This is a genomic window from Nocardia sp. NBC_01499 (assembly GCF_045040275.1).
In the GTDB taxonomy this organism is placed as follows: Bacteria; Actinomycetota; Actinomycetes; order Mycobacteriales; family Mycobacteriaceae; genus Nocardia.
The window spans coordinates 1,195,283-1,221,809 of record NZ_CP109426.1 but is presented as its reverse complement, the minus strand read 5'-3'; the positions used below and the strand labels follow the sequence as shown (position 1 = coordinate 1,221,809).

Annotated in this window: 23 protein-coding genes; 10 read left to right on the top strand and 13 right to left on the bottom strand. The window is 66.3% G+C overall.

Annotation, left to right across the window (positions count from 1 at the left end; translation table 11 throughout):
- Positions 1-36: 36 nt before the first annotated feature.
- From OG203_RS05495 to OG203_RS05445, 11 genes are all read right to left on the bottom strand, one after another.
- Positions 37-1,566 carry a flavin-containing monooxygenase gene (locus OG203_RS05495; protein ID WP_405167777.1) on the bottom strand — a complete coding sequence of 510 codons (1,530 nt, stop codon included), beginning with the start codon at positions 1,564-1,566 and terminating at the stop codon, positions 37-39.
- Between the two features lie 11 nt (positions 1,567-1,577).
- Positions 1,578-2,750: a hydroxymethylglutaryl-CoA synthase gene (locus OG203_RS05490; protein ID WP_405164567.1), complete on the bottom strand. Its 1,173-nt coding sequence runs from the start codon at positions 2,748-2,750 to the stop codon at positions 1,578-1,580.
- A complete protein-coding gene (locus OG203_RS05485; protein ID WP_405164566.1) occupies positions 2,747-3,805 on the bottom strand; it encodes a hydroxymethylglutaryl-CoA reductase in 1,059 nt (352 codons plus the stop codon). The genes OG203_RS05490 and OG203_RS05485 overlap by 4 nt, the downstream gene beginning before the upstream one ends.
- Positions 3,802-4,890 carry a type 2 isopentenyl-diphosphate Delta-isomerase gene (gene fni / locus OG203_RS05480; RefSeq protein WP_405164565.1) on the bottom strand — a complete coding sequence of 363 codons (1,089 nt, stop codon included), beginning with the start codon at positions 4,888-4,890 and terminating at the stop codon, positions 3,802-3,804. Before fni ends, OG203_RS05485 begins: the two co-directional genes overlap by 4 nt.
- Positions 4,887-5,984, bottom strand: coding sequence for a phosphomevalonate kinase (locus OG203_RS05475; protein ID WP_405164564.1), 1,098 nt, complete (start codon positions 5,982-5,984; stop codon positions 4,887-4,889). The genes fni and OG203_RS05475 overlap by 4 nt, the downstream gene beginning before the upstream one ends.
- Entirely contained in the window at positions 5,981-7,036 is a 1,056-nt protein-coding gene (mvaD, locus tag OG203_RS05470) for a diphosphomevalonate decarboxylase (protein ID WP_405164563.1), read from the bottom strand. Before mvaD ends, OG203_RS05475 begins: the two co-directional genes overlap by 4 nt.
- Positions 7,033-8,055, bottom strand: coding sequence for a mevalonate kinase (mvk, locus tag OG203_RS05465; protein WP_405164562.1), 1,023 nt, complete (start codon positions 8,053-8,055; stop codon positions 7,033-7,035). Before mvk ends, mvaD begins: the two co-directional genes overlap by 4 nt.
- 76 nt (positions 8,056-8,131) lie before the next feature.
- Positions 8,132-8,938 (bottom strand): methyltransferase family protein, encoded by an 807-nt coding sequence (locus tag OG203_RS05460; protein ID WP_405164561.1) that lies wholly within the window; start codon positions 8,936-8,938, stop codon positions 8,132-8,134.
- Complete coding sequence (locus OG203_RS05455; protein ID WP_405164560.1) at positions 8,929-9,954, bottom strand: fatty acid desaturase; 1,026 nt, start codon at positions 9,952-9,954, stop codon at positions 8,929-8,931. The genes OG203_RS05460 and OG203_RS05455 overlap by 10 nt, the downstream gene beginning before the upstream one ends.
- 55 nt (positions 9,955-10,009) lie before the next feature.
- Positions 10,010-11,287, bottom strand: a complete 1,278-nt coding sequence (locus tag OG203_RS05450; protein ID WP_405164559.1) for a hypothetical protein — start codon at positions 11,285-11,287, stop codon at positions 10,010-10,012.
- Positions 11,284-12,366, bottom strand: a complete 1,083-nt coding sequence (locus tag OG203_RS05445; RefSeq protein ID WP_405167776.1) for a polyprenyl synthetase family protein — start codon at positions 12,364-12,366, stop codon at positions 11,284-11,286. The genes OG203_RS05450 and OG203_RS05445 overlap by 4 nt, the downstream gene beginning before the upstream one ends.
- 1,066 nt (positions 12,367-13,432) lie before the next feature.
- On the opposite strand from OG203_RS05445, the gene OG203_RS05440 reads away from it, so the two are divergent.
- On the top strand, positions 13,433-16,519 hold the full coding sequence (locus OG203_RS05440) for an RND family transporter (protein WP_405164558.1): 3,087 nt from the start codon (positions 13,433-13,435) through the stop codon (positions 16,517-16,519).
- A gap of 132 nt (positions 16,520-16,651) precedes the next feature.
- Positions 16,652-17,311, top strand: coding sequence for a hypothetical protein (locus OG203_RS05435; RefSeq protein ID WP_405164557.1), 660 nt, complete (start codon positions 16,652-16,654; stop codon positions 17,309-17,311).
- Between the two features lie 18 nt (positions 17,312-17,329).
- Here the strand turns inward: OG203_RS05435 and OG203_RS05430 are convergent, their stop codons facing one another.
- The gene (locus OG203_RS05430; protein WP_405164556.1) at positions 17,330-18,292 is read right to left on the bottom strand and encodes a cytochrome c oxidase assembly protein; all 963 of its coding nucleotides are present in this window, start codon (positions 18,290-18,292) and stop codon (positions 17,330-17,332) included.
- Between the two features lie 137 nt (positions 18,293-18,429).
- Here OG203_RS05430 and OG203_RS05425 point away from each other — a divergent pair, with 137 nt between their 5' ends.
- From OG203_RS05425 to OG203_RS05405, 5 genes are all read left to right on the top strand, one after another.
- A complete protein-coding gene (locus OG203_RS05425; RefSeq protein ID WP_405164555.1) occupies positions 18,430-18,963 on the top strand; it encodes a DUF3558 family protein in 534 nt (177 codons plus the stop codon).
- A gap of 155 nt (positions 18,964-19,118) precedes the next feature.
- Positions 19,119-19,556 (top strand): Rrf2 family transcriptional regulator, encoded by a 438-nt coding sequence (locus OG203_RS05420; protein WP_405164554.1) that lies wholly within the window; start codon positions 19,119-19,121, stop codon positions 19,554-19,556.
- Between the two features lie 59 nt (positions 19,557-19,615).
- A complete protein-coding gene (locus OG203_RS05415) occupies positions 19,616-20,146 on the top strand; it encodes a PaaI family thioesterase (RefSeq protein ID WP_405164553.1) in 531 nt (176 codons plus the stop codon).
- A gap of 29 nt (positions 20,147-20,175) precedes the next feature.
- Complete coding sequence (locus tag OG203_RS05410) at positions 20,176-21,039, top strand: MBL fold metallo-hydrolase (RefSeq protein WP_405164552.1); 864 nt, start codon at positions 20,176-20,178, stop codon at positions 21,037-21,039.
- A 43-nt stretch (positions 21,040-21,082) separates the two neighbouring features.
- Positions 21,083-21,529, top strand: coding sequence for a DUF6632 domain-containing protein (locus OG203_RS05405; protein WP_405164551.1), 447 nt, complete (start codon positions 21,083-21,085; stop codon positions 21,527-21,529).
- A 59-nt stretch (positions 21,530-21,588) separates the two neighbouring features.
- Here OG203_RS05405 and OG203_RS05400 read toward each other — a convergent pair whose 3' ends face one another.
- Positions 21,589-22,209, bottom strand: coding sequence for a DsbA family protein (locus tag OG203_RS05400; RefSeq protein ID WP_405167775.1), 621 nt, complete (start codon positions 22,207-22,209; stop codon positions 21,589-21,591).
- 118 nt (positions 22,210-22,327) lie between these two features.
- Here OG203_RS05400 and OG203_RS05395 point away from each other — a divergent pair, with 118 nt between their 5' ends.
- The 3 genes from OG203_RS05395 to OG203_RS05385 all read left to right on the top strand — a co-directional run bounded on the left by OG203_RS05395 (position 22,328) and on the right by OG203_RS05385 (position 26,525).
- Entirely contained in the window at positions 22,328-23,071 is a 744-nt protein-coding gene (locus OG203_RS05395; protein WP_405164550.1) for a glycosyltransferase, read from the top strand.
- Between the two features lie 112 nt (positions 23,072-23,183).
- The gene (locus OG203_RS05390; protein WP_405164549.1) at positions 23,184-24,488 is read left to right on the top strand and encodes a UDP-glucose dehydrogenase family protein; all 1,305 of its coding nucleotides are present in this window, start codon (positions 23,184-23,186) and stop codon (positions 24,486-24,488) included.
- Between the two features lie 87 nt (positions 24,489-24,575).
- Complete coding sequence (locus OG203_RS05385) at positions 24,576-26,525, top strand: alginate lyase family protein (RefSeq protein WP_405164548.1); 1,950 nt, start codon at positions 24,576-24,578, stop codon at positions 26,523-26,525.
- Positions 26,526-26,527 lie beyond the last annotated feature (2 nt).

Here is a 26,527-nt window from a genome sequence, read left to right as displayed (position 1 = left end):
GTCGAGGCCTGGCGTTCCTCGGGTGACCAGTGGCGCTCAGTCGGCCACCGCCACCGGCGCGTTCGCCCGCGCCGTCGTGTCGAAGGCGTCGAGGTCGAACTTTCGCAGTATCCGGCGGAGTCGGAAACTGAAGTCCGGCCAGAGCATCGTGTTGGTGCCCTTCTCATCGAGGAACCAACTGTGACAACCGCCGGTGAGCCAGACGGTGCTCGCCATCTGCTGCCGCAGCTGGCGGTTGTACTCGACCTGTACGTCTCTGCGGACCTCGAACGATTGCAGGCCTTGCTTTTTCATCGTCGCGAGCGCGTCGATGATGTAGTTGATCTGGGATTCGATGACATAGATCAGGGAGGTGTAATTGGTTCCGGAGTTGGGGCCGAGCATGACGAAAAGGTTGGGAAAGTTGTTGAGGACCGTGCCTTTGTAGGCCTGCACGCTTTCGATGTCGGCTATCTCGGCGATTGTGCGTCCGTCCCGACCGGTGAACAGGTCGTATGTCGCGGAGTCCGAGACATTGAAGCCGGTCGCCAGCACGATGGCGTCGACCTCGCGTTCGGTATCGTCACTCGTGACGATCGAGTGCTCCCGAATCTCCTTGATGCCGTCGGTGACCAGATCGACGTCAGCACGAGCCAATGTCGGATAATAGTCACTCGAGATCAGCATCCGCTTGCAACCGAGGCGATGATTCGGAGTCGCCTTCCGCCGCAACTCCGGATCGCGGATCTCCAGCCACATCTTCACGCGCGCGACCAACTCGAAGAACCGTGCCGCCACTGGATATTTGGCCTGGGTGAAGACAAACCCCTCCCGCATCGAGTAGATGCCGGTGCGGATCAGCCGCTGCAAGCCCGGAATGTATTTGTAGGCAAGGCGTTCCGGCAGCAGATACCGGCGACCGAAATGCGGCAGAATCCAGGGGGCGGTGCGCTGGTACACGTCGAGATGGGCCACCTCGGGCGCGATGGACGGCACGATCTGCATGGCGGAGGCGCCCGTGCCGATCACGGCGACCCGCTTTCCCTGCAGATCGGCAGTGTGATCCCACCGAGCCGAGTGGAAGATCTCGCCCTCATACGTGTGAATACCCTTGATATCGGGCAGATTCGGATCCGAGAGCGGTCCGGCCCCCGCTACCACGACATCGGCGATGAACAGGCCTTGGCTGGTCTGAACCTCCCACTGTCCGGCCGCGTCATTCCAGCGCGCACCCGTCACTTCACAACCGAAGATGTGCTTGTCGCGCACCCCGTAACGCTCGCTCACCTCCCGGATATACCGGTGAATCTCCGGCTGCTTCGAAAACGAGCGCGACCAGTTCGGATTCAACGCGAACGAATACGAATACAACTGCGACGGAACATCGCACGCCGCACCGGGATACGAATTGTCCCGCCAGGTGCCGCCGACATCATTGCCACGCTCGAGCACGAGAAAATCGGTGTACCCCTCGTGGCTCAGCCGGATGGCCGTACCGACTCCGGAGAATCCGCTACCGATGATCAGCACGTGCGTGTGCCGCGGCGACGTATCGCGAGCAGCCGGATCGGCGACCTGTTGGTTCATCGACTCTGGGCTCATCGGGCCTCGTAGATGCGCTTGTGGCCGGAGATCTCGGCCAGCCGGAAGGGACGGCTCGTCTCCTCGAGGGTGGCGTGGTACATGCCGTCGGCGGGTGATTTGGCTTCGTGCAGTTCGCGATAGCGGTCGTAGCCGAGGATCTCGCGCGAGGCGATGGCGGCCTGGTTGGCCTCGGTCCTGAGGTGCTCGCGGTAGCCGGATTGCACAGTGCCGCTGAAGAATTCGGCGACGCTGCCCGAGCCGTAGCTGATGAAGGCGAGTGGCTTGCCCGCCAGGTCGTCGGCGTGGTCGAGCAACGACGACAGGCCGAGGTAGACCGACGCGGTGTAGCTGTTGCCGACGGTGCGGTTGTAGAGGGTCGTGTCGCGGATCGCGGCGTCGATCTCGGCCGGGTCCGCGGTGTGGCCTTGGCTCTCCAGCAGGTGCCGGTGCGCCTTGTAGGCCATCTTGGTGAAGGGCTGGTGGTAGCAGAAGGCGGCGAACTCGGTGAGGTCACGGCCGCCGCGGCGGCGGTAGTCGGTCCACGCTTCCTGCGTGGCCTTCTGGTAGGCGTTGACGGAGGTCTTGCCGTCGACCACCGCTTCGGTGCGGTAGTTGGGGCGCCAGAAGTCCATGATGTCGGCGCTGTAGAGCCCCGAGTACGGATCGAGTTCCAGGATGGCCGGATTCGCGCTGACGAGCATCGCGACCGCGGCGGCGCCCTGGGTCGGCTCGCCGGGGCTGTCGAGTTCGTACTTGGCGATGTCGGTGGCGATGACGAGCACGCGCTCCGCCGGGTCACGGGCGATCAGCGCCGCGGCGAATTGCAGCCCGGCCGTGCCGCTGTAGCAGGCCTGCTTGAGCTCGACAACACGCGCGGTGTTGGGCAGACCGATCAGCGGGTGCAGGTACAGGCCCGCCGACTTCGATTGGTCCACACCGCTTTCGGTGGCGAGCAGCACCGTGCGAATGTTGTCCACGCCGTGCCGATCGAGGATCGGCTTGGCGGCGGCCGCCGCGATGGTGACGATGTCCTCGTCGGCGGCGGCGACACTCATCTTGTCCTGGCCGATACCGAGATAGAACTTATCGGGATCGACGCCGAGCCGATCGGCGAGCACCGCGTGGTCGAGTGCGTAGTGGGTAGTGGCGAAGGAAAGATCGTGGATGCCGATCGGCGTAGTGGTCATCGTTGTACTCCATTGCTTGCGGTGGGCCGTTCGAATTGGGTATGGGCGCGCATCAATTCACCGCGATTGGTCTGTGCCGCCATCAAAGACAGTTCGCCGCACAGCACGGTGGCCGCCGTGATGACGGCGAGCCGACGGGCGTTGTCGCCTGGCTCTCTGTCCTCGCGGCAACCGAGACGGGTCAGGTTCTCGTCGACGAAACTCTCGTGTTTGCCGTTGCCGACCGTCCCGACAATGAGATTGGGCAGCGTGCACGAGAAGTAGAGGTCACCGTCGCGGTCCTCGGCGTGGGTAATGCCTTGCGAGCCTTCGACGATATTCGCGGCGTCCTGCCCGGTGGCCAGGTAGACCGCTAGCAGCATGTTGGCGTAATGCGCGTTGGCGGAACGGATTCCACCGGCCAACAGGGTGCCGATCAGGTTTTTGCGGATGTTCAACTCGACCACTTGCCGAGCGGTGGTGTGCAGTTTCTTCTCGACCAGTTCGCGGGGGACGAGGAGTTCGGTGATGACGTTCTTGCCGCGTCCGAGGATCCCGTTGACGGCGGTCGCTTTCTTGTCGGTGCAGTAGTTTCCGGAGATCGAGACATACCGCAGGCCGGGCACCGTTGCCAGGATGTGGTCCATCAGATGGTCGCTGGCGAGGGTGGCCATGTTGTGGCCCGAGGCGTCACCGGTGGTGAATTCGAACCGCAGGAACAGCAGATCCCCGGTGATCTGATGGTGTAGGTCGATGAGTTCGGCGTGCCTGCTGCTGCCCGCGACCACCTCCTGCAGTTGGACGAATTGGTCATTGAGCTGTTTGACGGTGGCGTAAGCGGTGGCGGCGTCGTCGGCTTCGAGCAGGATGGAGCGGGTCATCCGGTCGTCGACAAGGGTTGCCACCACACCCTTTTCGGTCAGTGTCGCGATCCGCGCGCCGCGTCCGACCGACGGCCACAGCGGCGATTCGTAGGTGGCGAGGGGAACGTCGACGAGGTCGTCGACGGTGTTGCCGGTAATGCGCAGCGGTCCCACCCACTGCAGCGGGACAGCCGCGTACGACATGTCATTCATGGGTGGCTCCTTTGTGGTCGTTCCGATTCGCTCCACCAGAGGTTCCGGTGGGCATAGGAGGCCGCGTCGATACCGCGCAGCCCACAGAAGGTCGCCACGTCGCCGGTGAGCAGCAGATCGCAGCCGGCCAGGTCCGCCGGCGTGCTGGCACCGAGCACGGTCAGAATGTGGCGCAGCTGGTCGAGCCAGGTCCGGATCGTCTCGACCAGCGCCGCGGTGTCCTTGCGCACGAGCGTCTCGAGAAACACTCCGGCCACCCCGGTCGCGTTGGCGCCCAACGCCAATGCGCGGGCGACGTCGAGCGGAGTGCGGATGCCGCCGGACGCCACGATGTCGATGCCTGTCACGCCGGCGCAGTCCACCAGGCAGTTGGGGGTGGACTGACCCCAGCTTTCGAGGAAGGCGAAGTCCGCGGCGCTGCGCCGATCGTTCTCGATGCGCGCGAAGTTGGTGCCGCCGCGGCCACCGACATCGGCCACCGCGACCCCGGCATCACGCAACCAGGAGACGGTCTGCCTGCTGAGACCGAACCCGACTTCTTTGACGACCACCGGAACGGGCACCTGGGCAGCGATCTGTTCGATCTGTCGCGGCCAGGACCCGAAAGACCGGTCGCCCTCCGGCATTACGATCTCCTGGACCGCGTTCAGATGGATCTGCACGGCGTCGGCTTCCAGCAGATCGATCGCCCGCCGGACCTGATCGACGGTGGCGGTCGCGTTGACGTTGGCCATGACGTAGCCGTGCGGATTCTCCTGCCGCAGCACCCGATAGGTGTCGGCGACCGCGTCGTCGCGGAAGTAGGCGCTCATCGAGCCCGAGGCGATAGGCACCCCGGTTTCCCTTGCGGCGATGGCCAATTGGCGGTTGATCTCGCCGGTGTTCGGGCTGCCTCCGGTCATCCCGTTGACGAATAGTGGGGTGTCCCAGCGCTTACCGGCGAAGTCGACGGCCAGTGACACGTCCTGGCTGTCGATGCCGGCGAGGGCGTGGTGGACGAAGGTGACCGAGTCGAAATCGTTGCTGCCGTCGCGATGTTGATTCACGGCATGGCGAACGTGGTCGTCTTTGCGGTCGGCAATCATTCGCTGGCCCCTTCGAATGGGTGTGTCCGCAGCGTCAGCGGCCGGATACCAGCGGTGACCCAGCGGTCGGTGAGTTCGGTGATCGCCGAGGTGCGGGTGCGCTCGATGAGCGCGATGCCGCAGTCGCCGCCGCCGGCACCCGAGGGTTTGGCCGCGGCGCCCACCGCCTCACCCGCATCGCACAGCGCCCGCAGGCGTGGCGTCATGATGCCGAGTCGATCCGTCGCGTCGAGTTCGATGAGAAGTGCTCGGGCGCGGCGTATCTCGGTTCGGATACCGGTCGAGTCGTCGGCCTCCAGCGCGACGACGAGTCGCTGGACGCACTGGTCGCTGCCGGAAAGGAACGCGGTCCGGTCGCCCCGCTGCCGATCGTTATTGCCAAGTCCCGCAACGAGTGTCGGTGTCGACGCGGGTGTCCCGGTCCAGCCGACCTGCATCGCGAGTTCGGTCGGCGTCGGCAGTGGGCGCACCGACAGGCCGGGCCACGGCGCACGCAGTGCGGCATCGACCCCGCCGTTCGCGACCAGCTCGGACACGTGGTCGCGGTCGGGGGAGCCGTACGTGAGCCAACCGCCCCAGGTGCTCGCGGCCACATCGCCGCCGGAGGCCCTCGGGTTCACCGAGATGGTGGCCATCATCGCCAACCGGTACCGGTCCATCGCGCTCAGGTCGAGCCGGTAGTACGTGCCGAGGGCCGCGATGGTCGCGGCGGTCACGGCAGCGCTCGACCCGAGGCCGAACTTTCTGCCGTCCTCGGCGCCGAGGTCGCTGCTGATGTCCAGCCGAAAGGGGCGGGCCGCGATCCCGTGCTCCACGAGCAGCCGATCGACGATCGAGACCGCCGCGAAGACGTAGGCGAACGCCGCGGGCACGCTCCCGTCAGCGGTCGAGGCAACCATGCCGTCACCGACGCGCTTACACGAAAGTGACACGCCGCCATCGAGTTCCGAATGCAGTGTGGTGTCACCCTCGGTCGCGCGCACGGTGGCCGTCGCGAAGCGGTCGACCGCGGTGAGCACCGCGAGGTGCCCCGGCTGCACGACGGCGTACTCGCCCGCGATGAACAGCTTTCCGGGGGCGCGACAGGTGATCATCGGTCCGCGCCCGTGATCAGGGCCGCGCCAGGGCCGAGATGCGCCGTCCGAGGGTCGACGAAGTCGCCGACCGCACGCAGGGCGGCGGCTACGCGTTGCGCGTCGGCGCGGGCACACAGCACGGTGACGTTCGGTCCGGCATCGATGGTGGCGTACGCGGCGACACCGTCGGCCCGCAGCGCCAACACTCCGTCCAGGACCGCGATCGACTGCGGCGACAGGTACCGGATCGCGGGCCTTGCCGCGAGCATGCTGGCGTGCATCCCCAACGCGTTGCGCTCGGCGATCTCGCCGACCGCTGGAAGATCCTGGCGCGCAATCGCTTTACGCATCTCGACGAGATCGATGGCGGACGAGTCGGCCCACGGCCGATAGAACGGCGAGGTGGCGCAGGTGCGCCGCATGGCCTCCCTGCTCGACACCGCCTTCGACGCGTTATCGACGACGGCGACAACCAAAGCCGGGTCGAGCGCGTCGCCGCCGATCGGTTCGGCATACGACGTGTGGTCACCGGCCGGTCCGTCACCGGCACCGGCATGCCACACGACGAACCCGCCGAAGATGGACCTGCTCGCCGACCCGGAGCCCCGGCGCGCCAGCCGCGACAGCGCACGAGGATCCGCGTCGAGCTGGTAGGCGGCGGCCGCCGCGGTGGCCAATGCGGCGAAGCCGCTCGCCGAGGAGGCCAGGCCCGCGCCGGTCGGTCCGGTATTGGTGGACACGACCATGGCGTGTTCCGTGCGCCCAGCACGGGTGCGGACGAGGTCGAGGAACCGCTCGACTCTGCTGTGCGCCTCAGGGGCCGCCGTGCTGCCGTTGAGCATGACGACGTCGGCGGGTCCGTCGATCAACCGCACCGTGGTGGTGGTCGGGTAGATATCCAGGGTCATCGACAGACTTCCCGTGACGGGAAGGAACAACGACTCGTCGCGTTTGCCCCAGTACTTCACCAGGGCGATATTCGGATGCGCGACCGCGACTGCCTCGTCGCCGATGACCTCGGTGTCGTGCAGCCGGTCGGCATCGATGTCTGATGCGGAGGTGAATGTCATTGGCGGGTATCCAGTTCCGGTATCGAGGGGGATATCGGGATGATCCAGGTCTGCACGGCGCCTGCCTTACGCAGCGCCGCGCTCACTTGCGCTGCGGCACTGCCTGTTTCGGTGAGCGCGAGAACGCAGCCGCCGAGACCTCCGCCGGTGAGTTTCGCGCCGAGCGACCCGGCGTCCATGGCGGCGGCGACGAGGGCGTCGATCTGCGGGGTGCTGACGCCCAGTTCCGCGAGGAGGTCCTGGAAGGCGAGCAATGTCTTGCCCAAGGGCTCGGCCTGCCCGGCGGCAAGCTCCGCCGCGGCGGAGCCGATCAGCTCGCCCGCACGGCCGAGTAACCGATTGGCGCCCAGGGGATCTCGCTCCAGCTTGCGACGTACGGCGGCCACCGCGTGCTGCGTGGCGCCGAACGTCCCGGAGTCGGCGAGCACCAGGGCGGCGTCCAGGCCGATGGTCATCGGTCGGGCCACGCCAGCGTGAAACCAGATCGGCCCCGCCGCAGAAACGGCGCTGGCGTCCACCCCGCTGGCTCGACCATGCGCGACCTGTTCGCCGCACTGCACCAGCTCGTAGACAGTCTCGGCGTCGATGCTGCGGCCGTAGAGATCGGCGACCGCTCGTACCGCGGCGCCCGCGCACGCGGCGCTCGAGCCGAGGCCGCGCGCCGGTGGAATCGCGCAGTCGACAACAACGTCGACGATCGCACCGGCCAGCCCCCACCGCCGCAACGCCTCCTCGACCGCGACCTGCGGCCCGGACAACGCGTCCGCTGGGGTCAGCGTATGCCCCGCGGTGAACCGAAACTGCTGGCCCGCAGGCGAATCGGCGGTCAGCGAACCGCCGGGCGCGGCGACCGCGCTGACCGACAACGCTGGCAGCGGAAACGCGATGGCCGGCGTGCCGTGCACAACGGTGTGCTCGCCAACCAGGATTGCCTTGCCGTGGGCGCGACCGGCGCCGCGGACGTTGCCCGTATCCGCAGCGGCATGTCTGCTGCGTTCGTGAACATGATGACTGGTCACGTCGATTCATCTCCAAACTCGGGCAGGGTCCGACAGCGCTTCCCCTGGCAGGGGGAAGCGCCAGGTGGTCAGGCCCTCAGGGCCGCTCATTCGGACGGCGGAACACGCTGCGCGGTGACGGGAAGAACGCGGGCACCTCGGCGGCGTAGGCGCGGTAGGCCGCACCGAAGCGAGCGATCAGGTCACGCTCCTCGAAATAGGTGCCCAACAGGATGTATCCGGTCAACCCGACCGCCCACAGCAGGTGCCCGGCGGTCATCGTGCTGGCGAACCAGAAGCTCAGCAGCAGACCGGTCATCAGCGGATGACGCACCAGCCGGTAGGGCCCGTGCTCCTGCAGTTGGTCGACCGTCGCGTCGGGCACCCTGGTGATGTACTGGCGATAGGCCTGGCTGATACCGAGCAGATAGAAATGGTTCAGCAGGATGGTGGCCGCGTACACCAGCACGAAGCCGAGCCAGAACCCGGCATCGAGCACCGTCCCGACCGTACCGTCGGCGGACCAGATCTGTTGCGGCAGTGGCTGCCACGCCAGGATGATCACCCACACGACCGTGCACACCATGACGATGTAGACGGTCCGCTCGAGCGCGTCCGGCACCCAGCGGGTGATGAACGCCTTGAACGAAGGACGGGCCATTCCGGAGTGCTGCAGGCCGAACAGGGCGAGCAGCGCGACGTCGATGATGAGCGACGGGACGGTCGACAGATGCGATCCCTTGTCGACGGTCTTGGGTAGCCACCAGCCTCCGGCGAACAGCAACAGCAGGGGCACGGTGATCCCCGCGAAGCCGTAGACGGCGAAGGCGATCAAGAACGGGACGAGCCGACGAGGGGCCGTCAGTACGTCCCGAACCTGAGATGGCCGTGTGGTCAGATCCATGCGAACCAGGGCAGGTACCGCGCGCGGACCTTACCCTCCTCCATCCGCTTGTCCAGCTTGACCTTCCAGCGCTCGCCGTAGGGCACGTTCAACCATCCGTTGCCTGGCATGACCAGTCGCCAGGCCGAGTTGATGGTCATCCAGTACGGCACGATGACGCCGGGATCGACCTGCCGCATGAAGTCGAGCTTGTCCGGGATCTGGCTCCAGTGCACACCGGGGTAGCGGTGGTGCACGCTGTGGTAGCCCTGGTTGAAGATGAAGAAGTTGAGGATGTTGCCCGCCGTGTTCAGCGACTTGCTCGGGTCGTCCTCGAACTCACGCGCTGGCGCGTGGGTCAGCCAGGCGAAGTAGCCGGAGTTCACCTGGGTGATGAGGAACGGCAGGATGTAGAACAGGGCGAATCGTGTTGTGCCGGTGGCGATCCAGACGGCCGCGATCAGCACGGCGGTCAGCGTCATGTCGAAAAGGAACTCGTTGCGCCGCTTGCGCTGTTTGGCATTGGCATCGGCGGCGAAGATCTTCGAGATGGTGTGCTTCTTGACGATGGTGCCGTAGCGGACCCAGTACCAGACTGCCTTGAGCCCGCGATCCATCCCCTCGGTGGAGGTGACGTCGCCGGGGCCGTCATTGAAGCGGTGATGGTTGAGGACGTGCACCTCGCGCATTTCCGCCGCGGTCAAAGAGGCAGGCAGGCAGCACATTATGTCGACGAACCGGTTGAACGTCCGCGACACCGACAACGGCCGATGGGTGTGCATGTGCAGCACGCCGATGGTGAGCGAGAAGTTCAGCAGTGTCAGCACGACGATCAGCGGGACCGCGATGTACCACTTGGTGGCGACCGGGGCGGTCAGGGCGAAGGCGAGGAAGGCGACCCAGAGCACGACGTGCAGCAGCGGGCCGATATTCGCCGGATGTTCGAGCTTGAACACTCGGCGGCTGAACGGAATCTGTTCGGACGGCGCGACATCCGCGCCGGATAAGGGTTTGGGATCGGGTGTAACGGTGCTCATCGGAGAACCTCCTGGAGGGGGTGGTGGTTCGGTGCCTTGGCGGGGTGAACACGGGTCAAACGCGGCCTCCTTGGGTGGGGACATCGAGGGCGGCGAGCTGGAATCGCATCGCGAGGGCATGCATCGCGTCGGCGTCGCGCGGTGGCATCCGTTCGAGGGCGGCGAAGGCAAGATGATCGGCGACCATCATGCGGCGCACCTCGGTGCCGGGGAGTTCGCCGGTGAGCGGCTCCTCCGGCAGGGCACGCACCAGGGCGAAGGTGGTGTCGACGATCAGCGGTGCCAACGTCGCCTCGACCGAGTGAGAGTCGGTGAGAGCCAATACATCCGGTGCCTCGAGTGTCCCCGCCGCGAGGTCGGGCGAGGCTTCGAGCAGCTGATGGATCGCGCCGTCGACCGAACGCAGCACACGCCGCAGCATCGTGGTCCAGTACCGGGGCGAGCAGGCGGCAAACACGGACGCGCCGAGGCGAAGCCGCCGCGGGTACGGCGCGGGTGCGTCGACGGTGCCACACAGGAAGGCGGTGGTCGTGATGGCCATGTAGGCCATCGCCGCTCGCGCGCCGACACTCGGGGTGCGCGGTCCCATCCAGTCGAGCAGCGCGAAGCTGCCAAGCGCGGGGGCCAGTAGCCGAAGCAGCACGGCGCGAGTCAGTTCCGCGTGGTCGGCGACGCCGTAGAGCGCCAGTTCGCCGTCGCGCAGGTCGTTGGCCAACTGGGCGGTGACGCCGACGCAACCGGCCAGCTCACCCAGTTCGGCCTCGACCTCGGCGCCCGCGTCCTCGGCGGCCAGCGAGCACGCGTACAGCACCACCCGTCCGAGCACGCCCTCGCTGTAGGCGGCCCTCGGCAGTGGTGCCTCGAGGTTGCGGGCCATCACGTCGCCGACATCGACCAGCATCCGGCCGACCCGTTCGCGGCCATCGATCGGCAGTGCCGACAGCAACGCCCGGATGTCCTGAATGCGTTCGGCCAGCACCAGATCGACGGCTTCGCTGTCGCGCACGGCCACCGCGTGCAGCAGCGGGGGAGCCGTGCCGACGGCACCGTTGAGGTACTCCACGGCGGCCCGCACCGCGCTGCTCGCCAGCGGGCGATCGATCAGGTCTTCATAGGCGTCGAGCACCCGACACGCGAGCAGGGCCGCGGTGGCCTCGGCCCGATGCCCCGCGGACAGGAAACTTACCGCGACGCCGAGGTTTCGGGCCGCCGGGATGAGTGCGAGCCTGGCCAGTTCCGCCGGTGAGTCCGCCGCCCGCAGCGTGTCGAGATCCGGCGCGCGGCGCAGGTGTCGCAGGCCGTAGACCAGGCTGCCGACCCGCCCCCCGATCATCGGGACACCACCCGGGTGGCGAGGTCGCGCAGGTGGTCGCGCCCGTCCGAGGGCGGGAACACGTCCAACGCCCGATTCGCCGTCTCGGCGGCCCGGATGGCGGCGTCGTGCGCGGCTTTCGTCGCCCCGCTGTCGACCAGTTCCGCTTGCAGGACAGTGCTGGAAGTGTGCTCGGAGAACCACATTTCGCGAGAATCGGGCCGCATGGCCAGCCACTCGATCACCGGCCAGGTCGGCACCCTGCGGTCAAGGTCGCCGCAGGCGTCCTTGCCGAGCGAGGCGTCGCCCTCGACGTCGCGGACGTCGTCCATGATCTGGAAGGCGAGGGCGAGCTGGTCGGCGTAGCGCATCACGGCGCGCAACCGGTCGTCGTCGAGTCCGCCCGCGGTGCCGCCGTAGGTGCAGGACAGCCGGAACAGCGTGCCGGTCTTCGCGCCCGCGACGAGTTCGTAGTGCCGGCGCAGGGCGGCGTCGTCCACGGCGGGTGGCAGGGTCTCGACGAGCTGGCCGAAGGACAGGTCGGAGAGCTGGTCGAGGTAGGTGACGCCGGGGACATCGCCGAGCCTGGCGAAGACCACCGGGTTGTCGGCCAGTACTCGCGCCAAGGTCTGTAAAGCGTTGCCCGCCAGGTGGAATCCGGCCCGCGCCGCAGTGCGGATGCCGAAGGCGGCCGGTACCGACGGTGCATCGCGGCGTAAGAGTGAGCCGTCGCAGATGTCGTCGTGCACGAGTGAGGACTCGTGGAACATCTCCATCACGCAGGCCAGGTCGACGGCGTCGGGCAGCGGGATGGCTTCGGCGTCGGGCAGCAGGCGGTGGCAGGCGAGCAGCATGCCGGCCCGGACCCGTTTGCCGGGTGCGACCAGGATGTGCCGGTAGATCTCATCGAAATCCCCACCGGTGACGAGGATTTCGTGTAACCGATCGGTGATCATGGTCGGCCGATCGATGCGCGGGCCCGCGGTGCCCACCTGTCCGGTGGTGGACTTGGCGGCGGCGCGCCCCCGGCCGCCCGCTTCCACGGTGGTCGACCGTCGAGACCCGGTTGCCACCTGGTCGCCCAGATGTTCCGTGCGCACAGCCAAGCGGGCATTCTGCCGGTGCCCTGGCGGTAACGTGGGATTTTCCATGGCGGTGAGCTCCTTTGGCGTCATCACGGTGGCCCAGTCGGGCGTACAGCCCGGCGATCAGGTGCCGGGCAGACGTCGGGTTACAGAAGTGGCAGCCGCGGGGGAGTCGACGGCAATGTCGTTTCCCTGGGTGCCGGTCCAGGTCGGTGGCCGCGGCCTCGATCCCTTCGGAGGCTTGGTCGACGTGCGAATAACGCATGGCGGCAACAACAATGGAGCTTTCACTGTCGAGATGACTGTGCTCTCGAGCAATGCGATAATCGGCCGATGTCCGGATAGGCGACGGCCGCGCAGTCGTCCGGATCGTCCTCAAGTACGGGAAAGTGCGCTGATAGCGCGAATCCCGTTTCCGTTTGCCGATCGGCTCCAGCATTGGGCCGACGGGCCGGAATCCCTTTCGCCACAAGTAAGTTGACGCCATCGCGGCGTGTGTCGGATCTTCTAAAGCATCGCCGTTGATACCGAAGCCACCGTCCTCCGTTGGGGATTGGGTGGCTGTCTAGCTGAGGACAATACCTCCGAAACATGGTGTCGTAAACCGGGATTCGTTAGAACTGTGTGAACTCGAGGCTGTCCGTGTTCGATCTTTACACAGTCGAAACATGGGTGGCAAGACTTCGTCCATGTTAGCGGTGAGTCTTCCTCGCGGGAAGCCCTATGTCGCCGATTGCGGCGTCGCCGCATGTCAGGCCGACGCGCTGACCAGGGCAACGGATCTCGCTCGGAGGCGTACGAATGGGCAAGTAGCACAATGATTCTCGACTTACGTGCAACTTACGCTCGGATGACGCGAATTGCGCTCGCATGACGCGCGTTCGAGCGCTACTGCCGGTATCATGATCATTCGGTGCCGGCGGCGAGAGGGGTAGAGTCGTGTGCTATGCGGCTGTGAATCAATCGAAAAGACGTTATCGACAACGAATCTCGGTTGCTCGCCGCTGTTGACAAGAAATCATTGATCTCGAATTCCCCTACCGCCTTAAGATCTTCGGAGTTACGCGAAAAGGGGAGACGGATGCGAACCCGCCGATTCGACCGACTTGGCTCGCTTGTGCTCCGATTCCGCTATGCCGTGGTAGCGATCTGGCTGCTCTCGGCCGGAATTCTGAATCTCGCTGTACCGCAACTGGAAACGACGGTCTTCGAGCACTCGACGCCGATGGTCCCGCAGGATGCGCCGGCCGCAAGGGTGCTCGGCGAGATGAGCAAGCAGTTCGGCGAGTCGGCCGACTCCGGACTCGCCTATCTGGTGCTGACCCGCGCCGACCCACTCACCGAGGTCGACCGAGCCTACTACGACAAGATCGTGGCCGCGCTGCGCGCCGATCACGACCACGTCGGATCCGTCATGGACCTGTGGTCGTCCCCGGTGACCGCCGGATCGGTGGTCAGCACCGACAAGAAGGCCGTGTACACCCAGATCCGACTGGTCGGCGACTCCGGCACCACCGAGGCAAGTCGATCGCTCGCCGCGGTGCGCGCCGTGGTGGCGACAGTCCAACGGCCGCAGGGTCTTTCGTCCGATATCACCGGGCCGACGCCAACGCTCGCCGACGAGATCGACGGCATCCACCGCGCGTTGACCATCATCACCGTGGCGACCATCGCGCTGATCACGCTGCTGCTGCTCGCGACGTACCGGTCGCTGTCCACCGCCATCGTCCCGCTGCTCACCATCGGCGTCGCGCTGGCGACCGCACGGCCGCTGGTCTCGCTGCTCGGTGCCAACGGCCTGCCGACGTCGATCTTCTCGGTGGCGCTGCTGTCGGCGCTGATCCTCGGCGCTGGCACCGACTACGGGATCTTCCTGATCAGCCGCTATCACGAGGGCAGGCGCGCGGCGCTGTCGCCGCACGAGGCGTACCGGGCCGCCTACCGCCGGATCATGCCGGTCATCGTCGCCTCCGGCCTCATCGTGGCCATGACCTGTGCGGTGATGACGGTGACCAGGATCGGTGTCTTCCGCACCATCGGCATTCCCTGCGCGATCGGCGTGCTCGTCACGGTGGGCGCGGCGGCGACCCTGACACCCGCGCTATTGCTGATCGCCGCCGATCGGGGTCTGGCCGAACCTACCGGCGGCGCAACCCGCTACTGGCAGCGACTGTCCGGTGTCATCACGGCCAAGCCCGCACGCATGCTCGCCGCGTCGCTTGCCGTGATCGCCGCGCTCGCCGCGGTGACGCCGACCCTGGCCATCAGCTACGACGAACGCGCGACCCAACCATCCGACACCCCGAGTAATCGCGGTTATGCCGCTGCCGCAGCACATTTCCCCGCCAACGAACTGCTGCCGAGCTATGTGCTGATCCGGTCCGACCATGACATGCGCAACCCCCGCGACTACGCCGCCCTCGAAACGCTCGCCACCGACATCGCCCGATTGCCCGGCGTCGCATCGGTCCGCTCGATCTCCCGGCCGCTTGGCACCCCCATCCCGGACGCCGCGGTCACCACGCAGGTCGGCATGCTCAGCGATCAGCTCGGCTCGGCCGCCGATCAGCTCGCCGCGGCGCGCCCCGATGTGCGCCGAGTGTCCGGTGCGGCGGCACAGCTGAACGACGGGGCTCAGGCCCTCGCTACCGGAATCGACAGTCTCGCAGTCGGTTCCGCGCAGGCCGGACAGGGGTCGGCGCAACTCGTCGACGGTTCACGCACCCTGGCCGATGGCATCGATCAGCTGGTCGCCGGTGCCGCGCAGCTCGACTCCGGGGTTGCGCGCCTGCAATCGGGCAGCACCGAACTGGTCAACGGGGTGGACACGGCGATGGCCCCGGTCAACGGCCCGCTGTCCGCCATCGACGGCCTGCGCGTCCTCGTCGCGGCCGACCCGCACTGCGCGGCGACGCCGCTGTGCGCCGCCGCACAGGCCGCGCTGTCGGCGTTCGACAGCAGCTCGGTCGGTGCCGCGGCGGGTGAGCTGGTTCGCCTCCGGGACGGCGTGCACGCACTGTCGGACGGGCACGCGCAGCTGGCCACCGGCATCGACCGATTGGTGACGGGTCTCGGTGCGGCGCAGGCGGGTTCGGCCGCGCTGAGGGACGGTCAGGTCCGATTGAACCAGGGCATCGGCGCCCTCGGCGGCGGCATCGGCCAGGCGAGAACCGGGGTCGAGGCGCTGAGTACCGGCGCGGGTCAGTTGCACGACGGTGTCACCCAGATGACCAGGGTGTACGACGAGTTGCCCGCCGGGCTCGATCAGGCCGTCGGCTACCTGCACGAGCTGCGCGACAATCAGACCATCGCACCGGGCGCGGGCGGATTCAATCTCCCCGACGCCGCCATGACCAACACCGACCTGTCCGCCGCGGCCCGATTGTTCCTGTCCCCGGACGGGCATGCCGCGCGGATGACGGTCATCGGCACCGCCGACGCGTTCAGCAGCGAGGGCATGGCGCTGGCCCAACGGGTGACCGATACCGCGCGGCACGCGGCGGCGCGCACGGCACTGGCCGACGCGACCATCGAGACCACCGGTCTGGCGGCCACCTACACCGACCTGCGGACGCTGGCCTTCCGCGATCTGGTGACCATCATCGCGGCGGCCTCGGTGTTGATCCTGCTGGTGCTCGCGATCATGCTGCGCAGCCTGATCGCGCCGCTGTACGTCTTCGGCACCGTGCTGCTGTCGTATCTGGCCGCCCTCGGGCTCAATGTGCTGGTGTGGCAAGACCTGCTGGACAAGCCGCTGCACTGGACGGTGCCCTCGATGTCGTTCATCGCGTTGACCGCCGTCGGCGCCGACTACAACCTGCTGCTGATGTCGCGGGTACGCGACGAGCTGTCCGCCGCACCCGGCTCGGGTCTGCGGGCGGCCGTCGCGACCGCGCTCACCCGCACCGGCGGCGTGATCACCACGGCGGGAATCGTTTTCGCGCTCACCATGCTCGCGCTGACGTTCTCCGACATCAGCAATATCGCCCAGATCGGCTGCACCATCGCGATCGGACTACTGCTCGACACCCTCGTGGTGCGCACGGTGACGATCCCGGCGATCGCGCTGCTGGCCGGACGATGGAACTGGTGGCCGAGCCGACTGTCGCGTGCACCCGCCGACCAGCGACCGCCCGAACCGGCATCGGCCCTGCATGGCTCTCCATGAGGGGAGTACCGCTCGTCGAGATGACGAAGAATCGCCTGGTCTCGGGCGGTTGGAACACGCCGGGGCCGCAATTCGGGTCCATCTTGGCCGCACTCGGACTCGAACCGTCGCGGCCGGGGTAAACCGATTGGTATGGACGAGCCAGCAGAGCCGGGAACCGCGCCGACAGTGGTCGGTCGCTCAGCGGAATTCTGGGGATATGTGATGTGGGGGTCAGCGGCGCTCGTGATCGCCGTGCCCGAGTTGGCGGCGGCGACTGGTCTGGCCAGCTGGCCGACCATCTCGGCGACCATCGGCCACCTCGAGACCCATCATGACTGGGTGCGGTTGGTGGTCGTGTTCGTGATCGCGGTCATCGGGTACTACGCCATTCCGCAGCTGTTGGTGAACCCGAAGATGCCGCCGAGCGTCGTGGCTGGCAAGCCGGTGACCGTCGGTGGCCGGGTCACCCGCGATAACGGCGGTATGCGGTTCGTCGGCCTCGGGGGTTACCTGCTGCTGGCCGCCGCGTCCTACGTCGGCGCGGTCGTGTACGCGGTGATCGACCGGGCGATCAGTCCTGACTCCTACGTCGGCGCGTACGTCCTCTACGGCGTCATCGCGCTGATGTGGGTCGTTGTGCCCAGTATGTTGGCGTTGTTCGCGGGGCGAGATGTCCCGTTCCCCACGCTGTTCCGCACGATCGGCTACCTCGAGCGCCGGGCGCATCCGGTGGCCGCGGTGCTGACGGGCTTGCTGGTGATCCTCCTCATTCACCTGGCCTTGTATCCATGGCCGGGCGTCGTCTCCTGATCTCTCGACGCGAGCGGGTTATCGGTTGCGCCGGAAGCGTTCCTGTAGCTGCGGGTCGTTCTCCCACCACAATGCTGACGTAACCGGTTGCGCGTCAACGGGATTCGCGGCGTCCGTGTTGGGCGGCTCGGCATCGAGCTCGTCATCGATGTGCGCGGCGGAGCGGGATTCGTCGGCGCGGAACGCCCGCATCAGCACGAACAGGAAAGGCAAGCCGAGCACGTCGGCGAGGATCCAGAGGATGCCAGCGCCGATCGTCTGGTCGGTCACTGGCGACGGACCCCACGTGCGCCCGAGGCCGCTGTAGTAGTCGGCCGCGATCGCCGGTCCCAGCCAGATGACCACGCCGAGCACGCCGTCGCCGAGCGTTTCCGCGACCGTGATCAGCAGCGAGAGACCCTGTGAATAGCGGTGTGGCACCGGATCGGTTTGCACGCGGGAGTAGAAGTAGCCGAATCCGACCACGACCAGGATCAGCCGGGTCAGCATGTCGGCCGATTCGTTCTCCAGCGCGCCGCGATACCACGGTGTCAGATACAGCAGCCACGGCGTGGCCAGCATGGCGATCGAGGTCGCCGCGGGATGGGTCGCGACCCGCGCCGCCTTGCTCGCCAAGACTGCGTCGACGCGTTGCCGCCTGGCCGGCGAACCGCCCTCGCGCAGCACCGTCACCGGCTTGCCGAGTGCCAGCCCGAACGGCACGACCAGCAGCAACAGCACCACCTGTAGGGCACGCACCCAGAACAGCGTGTCGGCGTACACCCCAACGAAGCTCATCGTCGCCAGCACCCACATGCCGAGCCCGACACCGAGGAAACTGCACACCCGAGAGCTGCTGACGGCGGTGCCCGCGCGCGCGGCATTGGCGTTGCCGCGCAGATAGCCGACGCCGAGCACGGTCACCACGATCGTGGTCGACCAATCCCATTGCCAGGAATCGAGCGCGGCGAAGAGAGTCAACGGAGTCTGTACAAGCGCCACGGACGGAGTATCCCCCCGGTCGGGCACCGTTGCGCACCCGGTATCCGCACCGCCCCTACGACAGGACCGCGAACCGCTTCCGGCGTAGCCTTGGCGACAGCGTCCGAGCTCGATCCCCATGGTGAACGGAGGGCCTTGTGACGGCTCCCTCAGCCCGCGGCGCCCTGCTGACGCTCGCGGCGATAGCGGCCCTGCTGTCGGCATGTTCGACGAATTCCGCGCCGAGCGCGGCACCGGCGACCGTCACCAATTCGCTGGCACAGTGCCAGCCGCTGACCGATGACCAGATCACCCAGGCGGTCCATGCCGACACCCTGACCGCGCACCGCACACCGCCGACCTGTCTGTGGAATGCGAAGAACGCCGACGGCGAATTCGACATCACGTTCACCTATTCCGAACACGAGTCACTGCAACAGTTATGGCAACGCGCCCGCCAAGACGGACTCGACACCGAACACGTGACCGTTGTCCGTGACGTGCTCGGAACCAAGGTCACCGCGACCGGCTTCTATACCCACAACCCCGCCGACCCCGGTGACTGCGCCGTCTCCGCCCAGGCCAATGGGTCGATCACCTGGCGCATTCAGAACCACAACCACACCCCGCGCGCCGACCCCTGCGCCGAAGCGCTCGAATTGACCACTCTCACAGTCGATCTCTCCCCGTAATCGGGCGGGTTCGTCGGGTCGCTCGGATCGCTTCGGGATCGACCGTCCTGCGCTGCCCGAGGGCATCGGTGACGAGATGACGGTCACACGTGTTGCTGGGACGAAGCTCGACGCCCGGTCTGTTGTAACTAGAGTAGTTACAGCGAGGAGGCGAAATGAGCGCGAACAGCAAGCTCACGATCGCGGTGCACATACTGACCTTCCTGACGCTGATGCACAGCCGAGGCTGGTCGACGATCACGTCGGACCAGGTCGCGGGCAGTGTGCACAGCAACGCGGTGGTCATCCGGCGCAGCCTGGGTGAACTGCATCGGGCGGGTCTGGTCGAGGTGCGGCGCGGGCCGGGGGCGGGCTGGCGGTTGGCACGCGCACCGCATTCGATCACGCTGCTCGATGTTTACCGGGCGATCGGTGCGGAATCACTGTTCGGACTGCACCACGGTGAGCCCAATCAGCAGTGCCCGGTCGGTCGGGGTATCCGTCCGGCGCTGGAAACCGTCTACGACGGCGTCGAACAAGCCGCCCGGGACGAACTGGCCAGGACCACCCTCAGCGAGATGCTGGCCAGGACCCTCGAACCGCACGGCACCTAACCAGCACGGGTGCGCCGACACCCTGATCCGAGAAGCCAGTCAGAAAGGTAGAACCCGCTATGACTTCCGTACAGCGCACGACGACGCCCGAATCCTGGGGCGCGGCCCGCAGTAAAACGGTCACCTGGTACGACCCGTCGCCCAGCGCGCAGGCCATGGCGACATTGTCCGGCCTCGAGCACGTTCAGGCACTGATCTCCGGGCAACTGCCGCCCGTGCCGATCGCCGCGCTCACCGGTACCCAGGTGGTGCATGCCGAGACCGGGGTAGCCGAATTGGTGTGTACGCCAGATGAATCCATGTACAACCCGATCGGGCTCGTGCACGGTGGACTGGTGTGCACGCTGCTCGACGCCGTCATCGGCTCCGCCGTGCACACCACGTTGCCCGCGGGCGTCGGATATACCTCGGTCGAGATCAAGGTGAACTACCTGCGACCGGTCCGCGCTGACACCGGAGAGTTGCGGGCGCGCGGCTGGGTCACCAAGCCGGGCCAGCGAATCGCGTTCGGCGAGGGGGAGATTCGCGACACCGACGGCAAGGTGCTTGCCACCGCGTCGAGCAGTTGCCTGATCATGAACCTTTCCTGAGCTCCACCTAGACCCCAAAGGGGCACATCATGTCTGAAAGCACGTTGGTAGCAGATGTTTTCCTGACGCCGCCGATCCCGGTCGAGACGGGAATCCCTGGGGTGAGCTCGATCTGGTCGCCCATGACGTCTACTCTGATTTCCGGAGCGCGCGACGCGGTCCTCGTCGACGCATTCTTGACCGAGGATCAGGCCCGGGACCTGGGGGACTGGATCGAGGCATCGGGCAAGAATCTCACCACGATCTACCTCACCCACGGCCACGGCGACCATTTCTTCGGCATGACACCACTGCTGAAACGCTTCCCGGGTGCCCGCGCGGTCGCCACTCCCGGCACCATCGCGCACATGCGCCAAGAGCTGGAACCGGAGTTCTTCCAAGCATTTTGGGGAGCACGGTTCCCCGGCCAGATTCCCGGCGACCTGCAAGTGGCCGAACCGCTGACCGGCGGCGTGATCGATCTGGAAGGGCATGAACTGCGCGCCGTCGAGGCCGGGCACAGCGACACCTACGACACCACATTTCTGCACGTCCCCGCCATCGACCTGGTCGTCGCCGGCGACATCGTCTACAACGGCGTGCACCAATTCCTCGCCGAAACCGACAAGTCCAAGCGTCGACAATGGATCACGGCGATCGACCAGATCGAAGCCCTGCATCCGACGCGAGTTGTCGCCGGACACAAGGCATCCGGCGCCGAAGACTCGCCAGCCGCCATGGCCGCGACCCGCGCCTACCTGACCGACTTCGACCATTTCCTCGAAACCACCAGCGGACCAGCCGAACTCATCGACGCGATGCTCGAACGCTACCCCGACCACGTCAACCCGAACGCGTTGAAGCTCTCCGTGCGAACGATCTTCGCCAGGCAGACGGCACAGCTGCCATCCTGAGTCAGGGGCGTTCGCACGGCACGCCGGTCACAAGGAGTCCACCATGACTGCGTCTCGCACCAATGATCAACTCAGCGTGGCTGAACATCGGCTCTCGATCGCGTTGCGCGCGATGTCGATCGTGTTCCTGGTGTTCTTCGGCGCCGCGTTCTTCGGCGTACTCTTCGAGATCCGGGTACCCGATCCGCTGCCGATGATGCTGCGCTGGGGTCACGGCGGCGAAGCCTATGAACTGATGATCGCCAGCATCTACATCGTCTGGGCGGTATTCCTATGGCGCGCCGCACGCGACCCACTGGCCAACCGCACATTCCTCGACTTCACCGTCGCCGCCAACGCCGTGCACTTCGGTCTCATGCTCATTCAAGGCATCCTCATGCACGGCGAACACACTCACCTGGTCGGCGACATATTGCTGATGTGGATTGTGCTGATCCCCGTGGCGATACTGTGGCTGCTCGTTCGCCGCGATACTGAGCCAGGCACCTGACGCGCCTCGGCGCCGCGCAATTGGTCGGCCATGCGGCGCCCCTGCGAGGAATGCCGCATTCAGTCGAACGATGGTTCGGTGTCCCTGCTTCGTTTGAGTTCGAAGAATCCTGGGGTACCGGCGACCAGGAGGACCCCGTCCCAAAGTCGTGCTGCCGCCTCGCCTTTCGGGGCGGGCGTGACGACCGGCCCGAAGAAGGCGACGCGGGTGTCGTCGGGGCCGGGAACGGCGATGATCGGGGTACCGATTTCTTGTCCGACGAGATTGATTCCCTCGTGGTGGGAGGTGCGGACGAGGGTGTCGTAGTCGGTGGAGTACGCGGCGTCGGCGAGGTCTTCAGACAGGCCGACATCGGCCAGGGCCGCCGCGAAGGTTTCCCGGGTCTGCTTCTGGCCCAGATTGTGGATGCGGGTACCCAGGGCTGTGTACAGCGGGCCAAGGGCCTTGCTGCCGTACTTCTGCTCGGCGGCGACGCAGATCCGCACCGGGTACCGGCCTGTGGTGTCCCATCGGCGGTATTGCTCGGGCAGTTCGTCGAGCCGATTCTCGTTCAGCACGGCCAAACTCATGACACGCCAACGGATTTCCACCGGCCGGACCTGCTCGACCTCCTTCATCCAGCATGCGGTGATCCACGCCCACGGGCATCGCGGATCGAACCAGAAGTCGACCGGCGTCATGGTGGCACTGTCTTCGGACACTTGGCTCCTCGTTGGTACTGGCCTCGGGATGCGGCGAGGCGAGTCTGTCGAAGGTTGCGCGGATCGGTCAAGGGTCGCCTGTGGGAGGCTGTGCCGCATGAAATCTGGCTGCTCGGACAAGATCTCGTTTTGCGTCACCTGCAAGAACCGGCTCTGGCAATTGCAGCAGACGCTTCCAGCCAACCTGGAGGCGATACTTGCCGATGGCCGGTCGGAGATCGTGCTGGTGAACTACAACTCCGACGATGATCTCGACGAGTGGGTGCGGCAGTTCGGCGAGCACATCGACAGCGGCGTCCTGCGCTACATCCACGAAGGGACCGAGCAGTTCTTCCACTGCTCCAAGGCGAAGAACCTCGCCCACTTCGCCGCGACCGGTGAGCTGCTCGTGAATCTGGACGCGGACAACTTCATCGGTGATTCCATCGTCAGCTGGCGCGCGGTATGGGCCGAGCACGGCGACACGGTGATCCAGCACCGATACGAGAACGGATCGGATGGCACGTATGGCCGAATCGGTATGCCCCGTGCGCATTTCATTGCACTGGGCGGGTATGACGAACAGATGCACCCCGTCGCGGTGCAGGATCTCGACCTGGTCGAACGCGGGCGCGCGTCCGGCCTCGAGCGCCGACAACTCCGCCAAGATGGGTTGGCGGCCATCCGCAACAGCGTCGCGGAGAAGATCCGCTACTGCGGCAGCGATCTGTCCTATAAGGAGATGCAGGCCGCCAATCTCGAGCGCATGCGGGACAACCTGCGGCGCGGTGATCTCGTCGCGAATCGGACCCGCCGCCCGATGAAGGTCACGTTGAACTTCGTCCATGAGATAGAGGTGTAATCGAATTCCTTGCGGCTGTGGGCGAGTCGTGCGCGCGATGATCTTGTCCGCTAGGTTGGGGCGGCAACGTGCCGGAGGTACTCGTGGTGGTCGAGCGAATTCGAGGAGACGAATGCAGGGACACCGGATCGCCGTGATCGGCGCCGGATATGTTGGCCTCACGACGGCGGCGTGCATGGCTTCGCTTGGCCATCGTGTCGACTGTGCCGACATCGATGAGCGTGCGGTGCGGTCACTGCGAGACGGTCGGGTGCCTATCGCGGAGCCAGGTCTGGAGGAGCTGGTCGCTGCTGGATTATCCAGTGGTCGAATGCGATTCGTCGTCGGCGCCGCCGCGGCGATACATGCCGAGACCAGTGTCGTCTTCCTGTGCGTCGCCACGCCGATGGGTCCGGCCGGTGTGGCGGATCTAAGTGCGGTCGAGTCGGTGGCCGATGAACTCCGCGATCTGCTGCCGCCCGGCTCGATTGTCGCGATCAAGTCGACGACGCCGCCCGGCACCGCTCGCAGTGTGTCGGAGCGTCTCGCCCGATCCGATGTGGCGGTCGTGAGCAACCCCGAGTTCCTCCGCGAGGGAACGGCGGTACGCGACTTTCTCATCCCGGACCGAATCGTCGTCGGCGCCGATGATCCCGACGCCGCACGCTCGATCGCCGACCTGTACTCCGCGTTCCGCGCGCCGGTCGTCAGCACCGATGCGGCCAGCGCCGAGATGATCAAGTACGCGTCGAATTGCTTTCTCGCCGTGAAACTGTCCTACATCAACAGCATGGCCGATCTGTGCGAGCGGGTCGGGGCGAACATCGATGAGGTAGCCGAAGGCATGGGGCTCGACCCGCGTATCGGCTCGGCCTATCTGCGGCCGGGGCCGGGATGGGGCGGACCGTGCCTTCCCAAGGACAGTCATGCCTTGGTCCGGCTCGCCGAGACGGCCGGAGTCGACGTGCCGCTGGTGCGCGCGGCCCTCGATTCGAACAATGAGCGCCGCCGACACATTGTCGCGAAGGTACGCGACGCGCTCGGCGGGGACCTCATCGGGCGCCGAATCGGGTTGTGGGGCATGGCATTCAAAGCCGGAACCAGTGACCTGCGCGATTCACCCGCGCTGGCCGTCGCCGAGTTACTCGCCGAGGAGGGCGCGGATTTGGTGGCATACGATCCGGCTCTGGTTCCCGCACCGGGGCAGCGGATCCCGGTCGCCGTCGACGCCTACGAGGCGGCGCGTGATTCGGTCGCGGTGGTCCTGCTGACCGACTGCCCGCAGTTTCGCGAGCTCGACTGGCGCCGGGTCGCCTCGGCGATGGCGGAGCCCCTGATCATAGACACGCGCAACTATCTTGACCCCGACACCCTTCGGCTGTCGGGCATCACCATCTATGGCCTCGGTCGAAGCGAGGTCGAGGCTCTTCATTCCTGAGACCGCGGTCGAATTGTCCTATCGCAGAGCGGGTTTGTGTTGGCCCCGGGTGCGCGGGTGAGCGCGGCGACCCCCAGTATGGTCGTCGTGCAGCCTACGTTCACGTTCTACCGGACCATCGGCAACGACCTGCCGCCACGGCACCGCACCGGACAGTCACTGGACAACGTCCGATTCATTCTGGAGAACGAACCAGACTTTCCGGGTTGCGCCAAGCACTGGATCGTGAACCGCATCGTCCATCGCGCGGATGAGGAAGCCATTCTGGCGATGCTCGACTCCTACGGACAGCCTTATCGGCGAATACCTTTCGATCTCGACGAGTACGCGGAGCAGGACTGGGATCTCGACTGCTTCCCCGATCCCGCGCTGTTCTACTCGGCGGAGTTCAACGGCCGCCACACACCGGACATGCGGTGGGCTGAGCACCGCGCGCGCCGCCGCAAGGTCATCTACGCGATGAACGTGAACGGCGCACGCAATCTCGCGCTGCGGGAAGGTCGGCGCAGTGCGCGGTGGGTCCTGCCGTGGGATGGCAACTGCTTCCTGACCGAACAGGCGTGGGCGGCCATCACCAGCTCGATCGGGCAGCACCCGAGCGCCAAGTACATCGTGGTGCCGATGGCCAGGCTGTGCAGCAACGATGAGCTGGACAGTCCAACGGTGGCCGAGCACGCGACCGAAGAGCCGCAGGTGATGTTCCGCGCCGACGCCGTCGAGGAGTTCGACGAGCGATATCCCTACGGCTGGCGCAACAAGACCGACCTGCTGACCCGCATCGGCGTCGCCGGAATTTGGGACACCTGGTCGACGTCGCCGTGGGACCTGCCCGCCAATCCACGCTCCGTCGAGGCGGGCCAGTTCGTCAAGGCCGGTTGGGTGGCCAGGCTGGACTCGGGCAATCCCGGACAGGAACGCGGCCCGAAATCCTTGCAGCACCGGGGCATAGCGCGGACGGCCGCGATCTTGTCGATGATCGACGAGCTGGACACCTCGGTACTTGATGCCAGGATCGACCCCGCCGAGCCGGTGTATTACCGGCCCGAACGGCTCGACTGGCTGCGCAGAGACGCCGTCGGCGTACGCGAGCTCACTGTCGAGCTGAAGTTCCGCGCGGCGACGGCCATCGCCCGCGGCACCCAGTCCGTGACACGCAAGAACACGGTCGCGCCCAGTGGCGACATTCATGACTACACCGCACAGGACCGGACCGGACTGCAGCGGTTGTTCGACGACAGCACCCTGTGCGCCCTGGCCTGGGAGACAACCAAGGACCAGTGCTACGCCGATCACGGCGCGGCACTGATTCGCGGCTGGTTCGTCGACCCGGGGACGCGAATGAATCCGCACCTTCGCTATGCCCGACTGCGGCCCGATGACGGCATCGGCTCGCATCACGGCATCATCGAGGCGAAGGACCTCTACTACTTCCTCGACGCCGCACGCACTTTGGAGCGGTCGGGAGCGCTCGGTGCCGACGATGTCCTCGGACTGCGCTCCTGGTTGACCGAGTACCGGGACTGGCTGGTAGCCAGTGACCACGGCGTGCGCGCATGCCGAACGCACAACAATCACGGCACCTTCTACGATCTGCAACTCGGCGCGGTCGCCGCATATCTGGGTGACGCGGCAAGCCTCGTCGGCGTCTTGCGTCGATTCCGGGAACGGCTGCGCATCCAGTTCGCTGTCGACGGCTCCCAACCGCTGGAGCAGGTCCGTACCCGGCCGGGGCACTACATTTGCTTGACGCTGCAGGGCTGGATCGGGCTGGCCGACCTCGCGCAGTGGTGCGGTGCGGACCTGTGGCATTACGAGACCGTCGACGGTCGTGGTGTGCGCGGCGCGCTGCGGGCGGGCCTGAATCCGGTGGCGCCGTGGATGAACGCCGATGTCGATGTCCATCGACTCGATCCGCTACGGATGGCGTATGAGGAGCACTTCGGCGATACGTCCCGGGAAGTGATTGCGGCACAGTACTTCTCGAAACCGCCCGTGTTGCAACCGTCCTATGGCATCAGGCCATATTGGTTCCTGTGAGG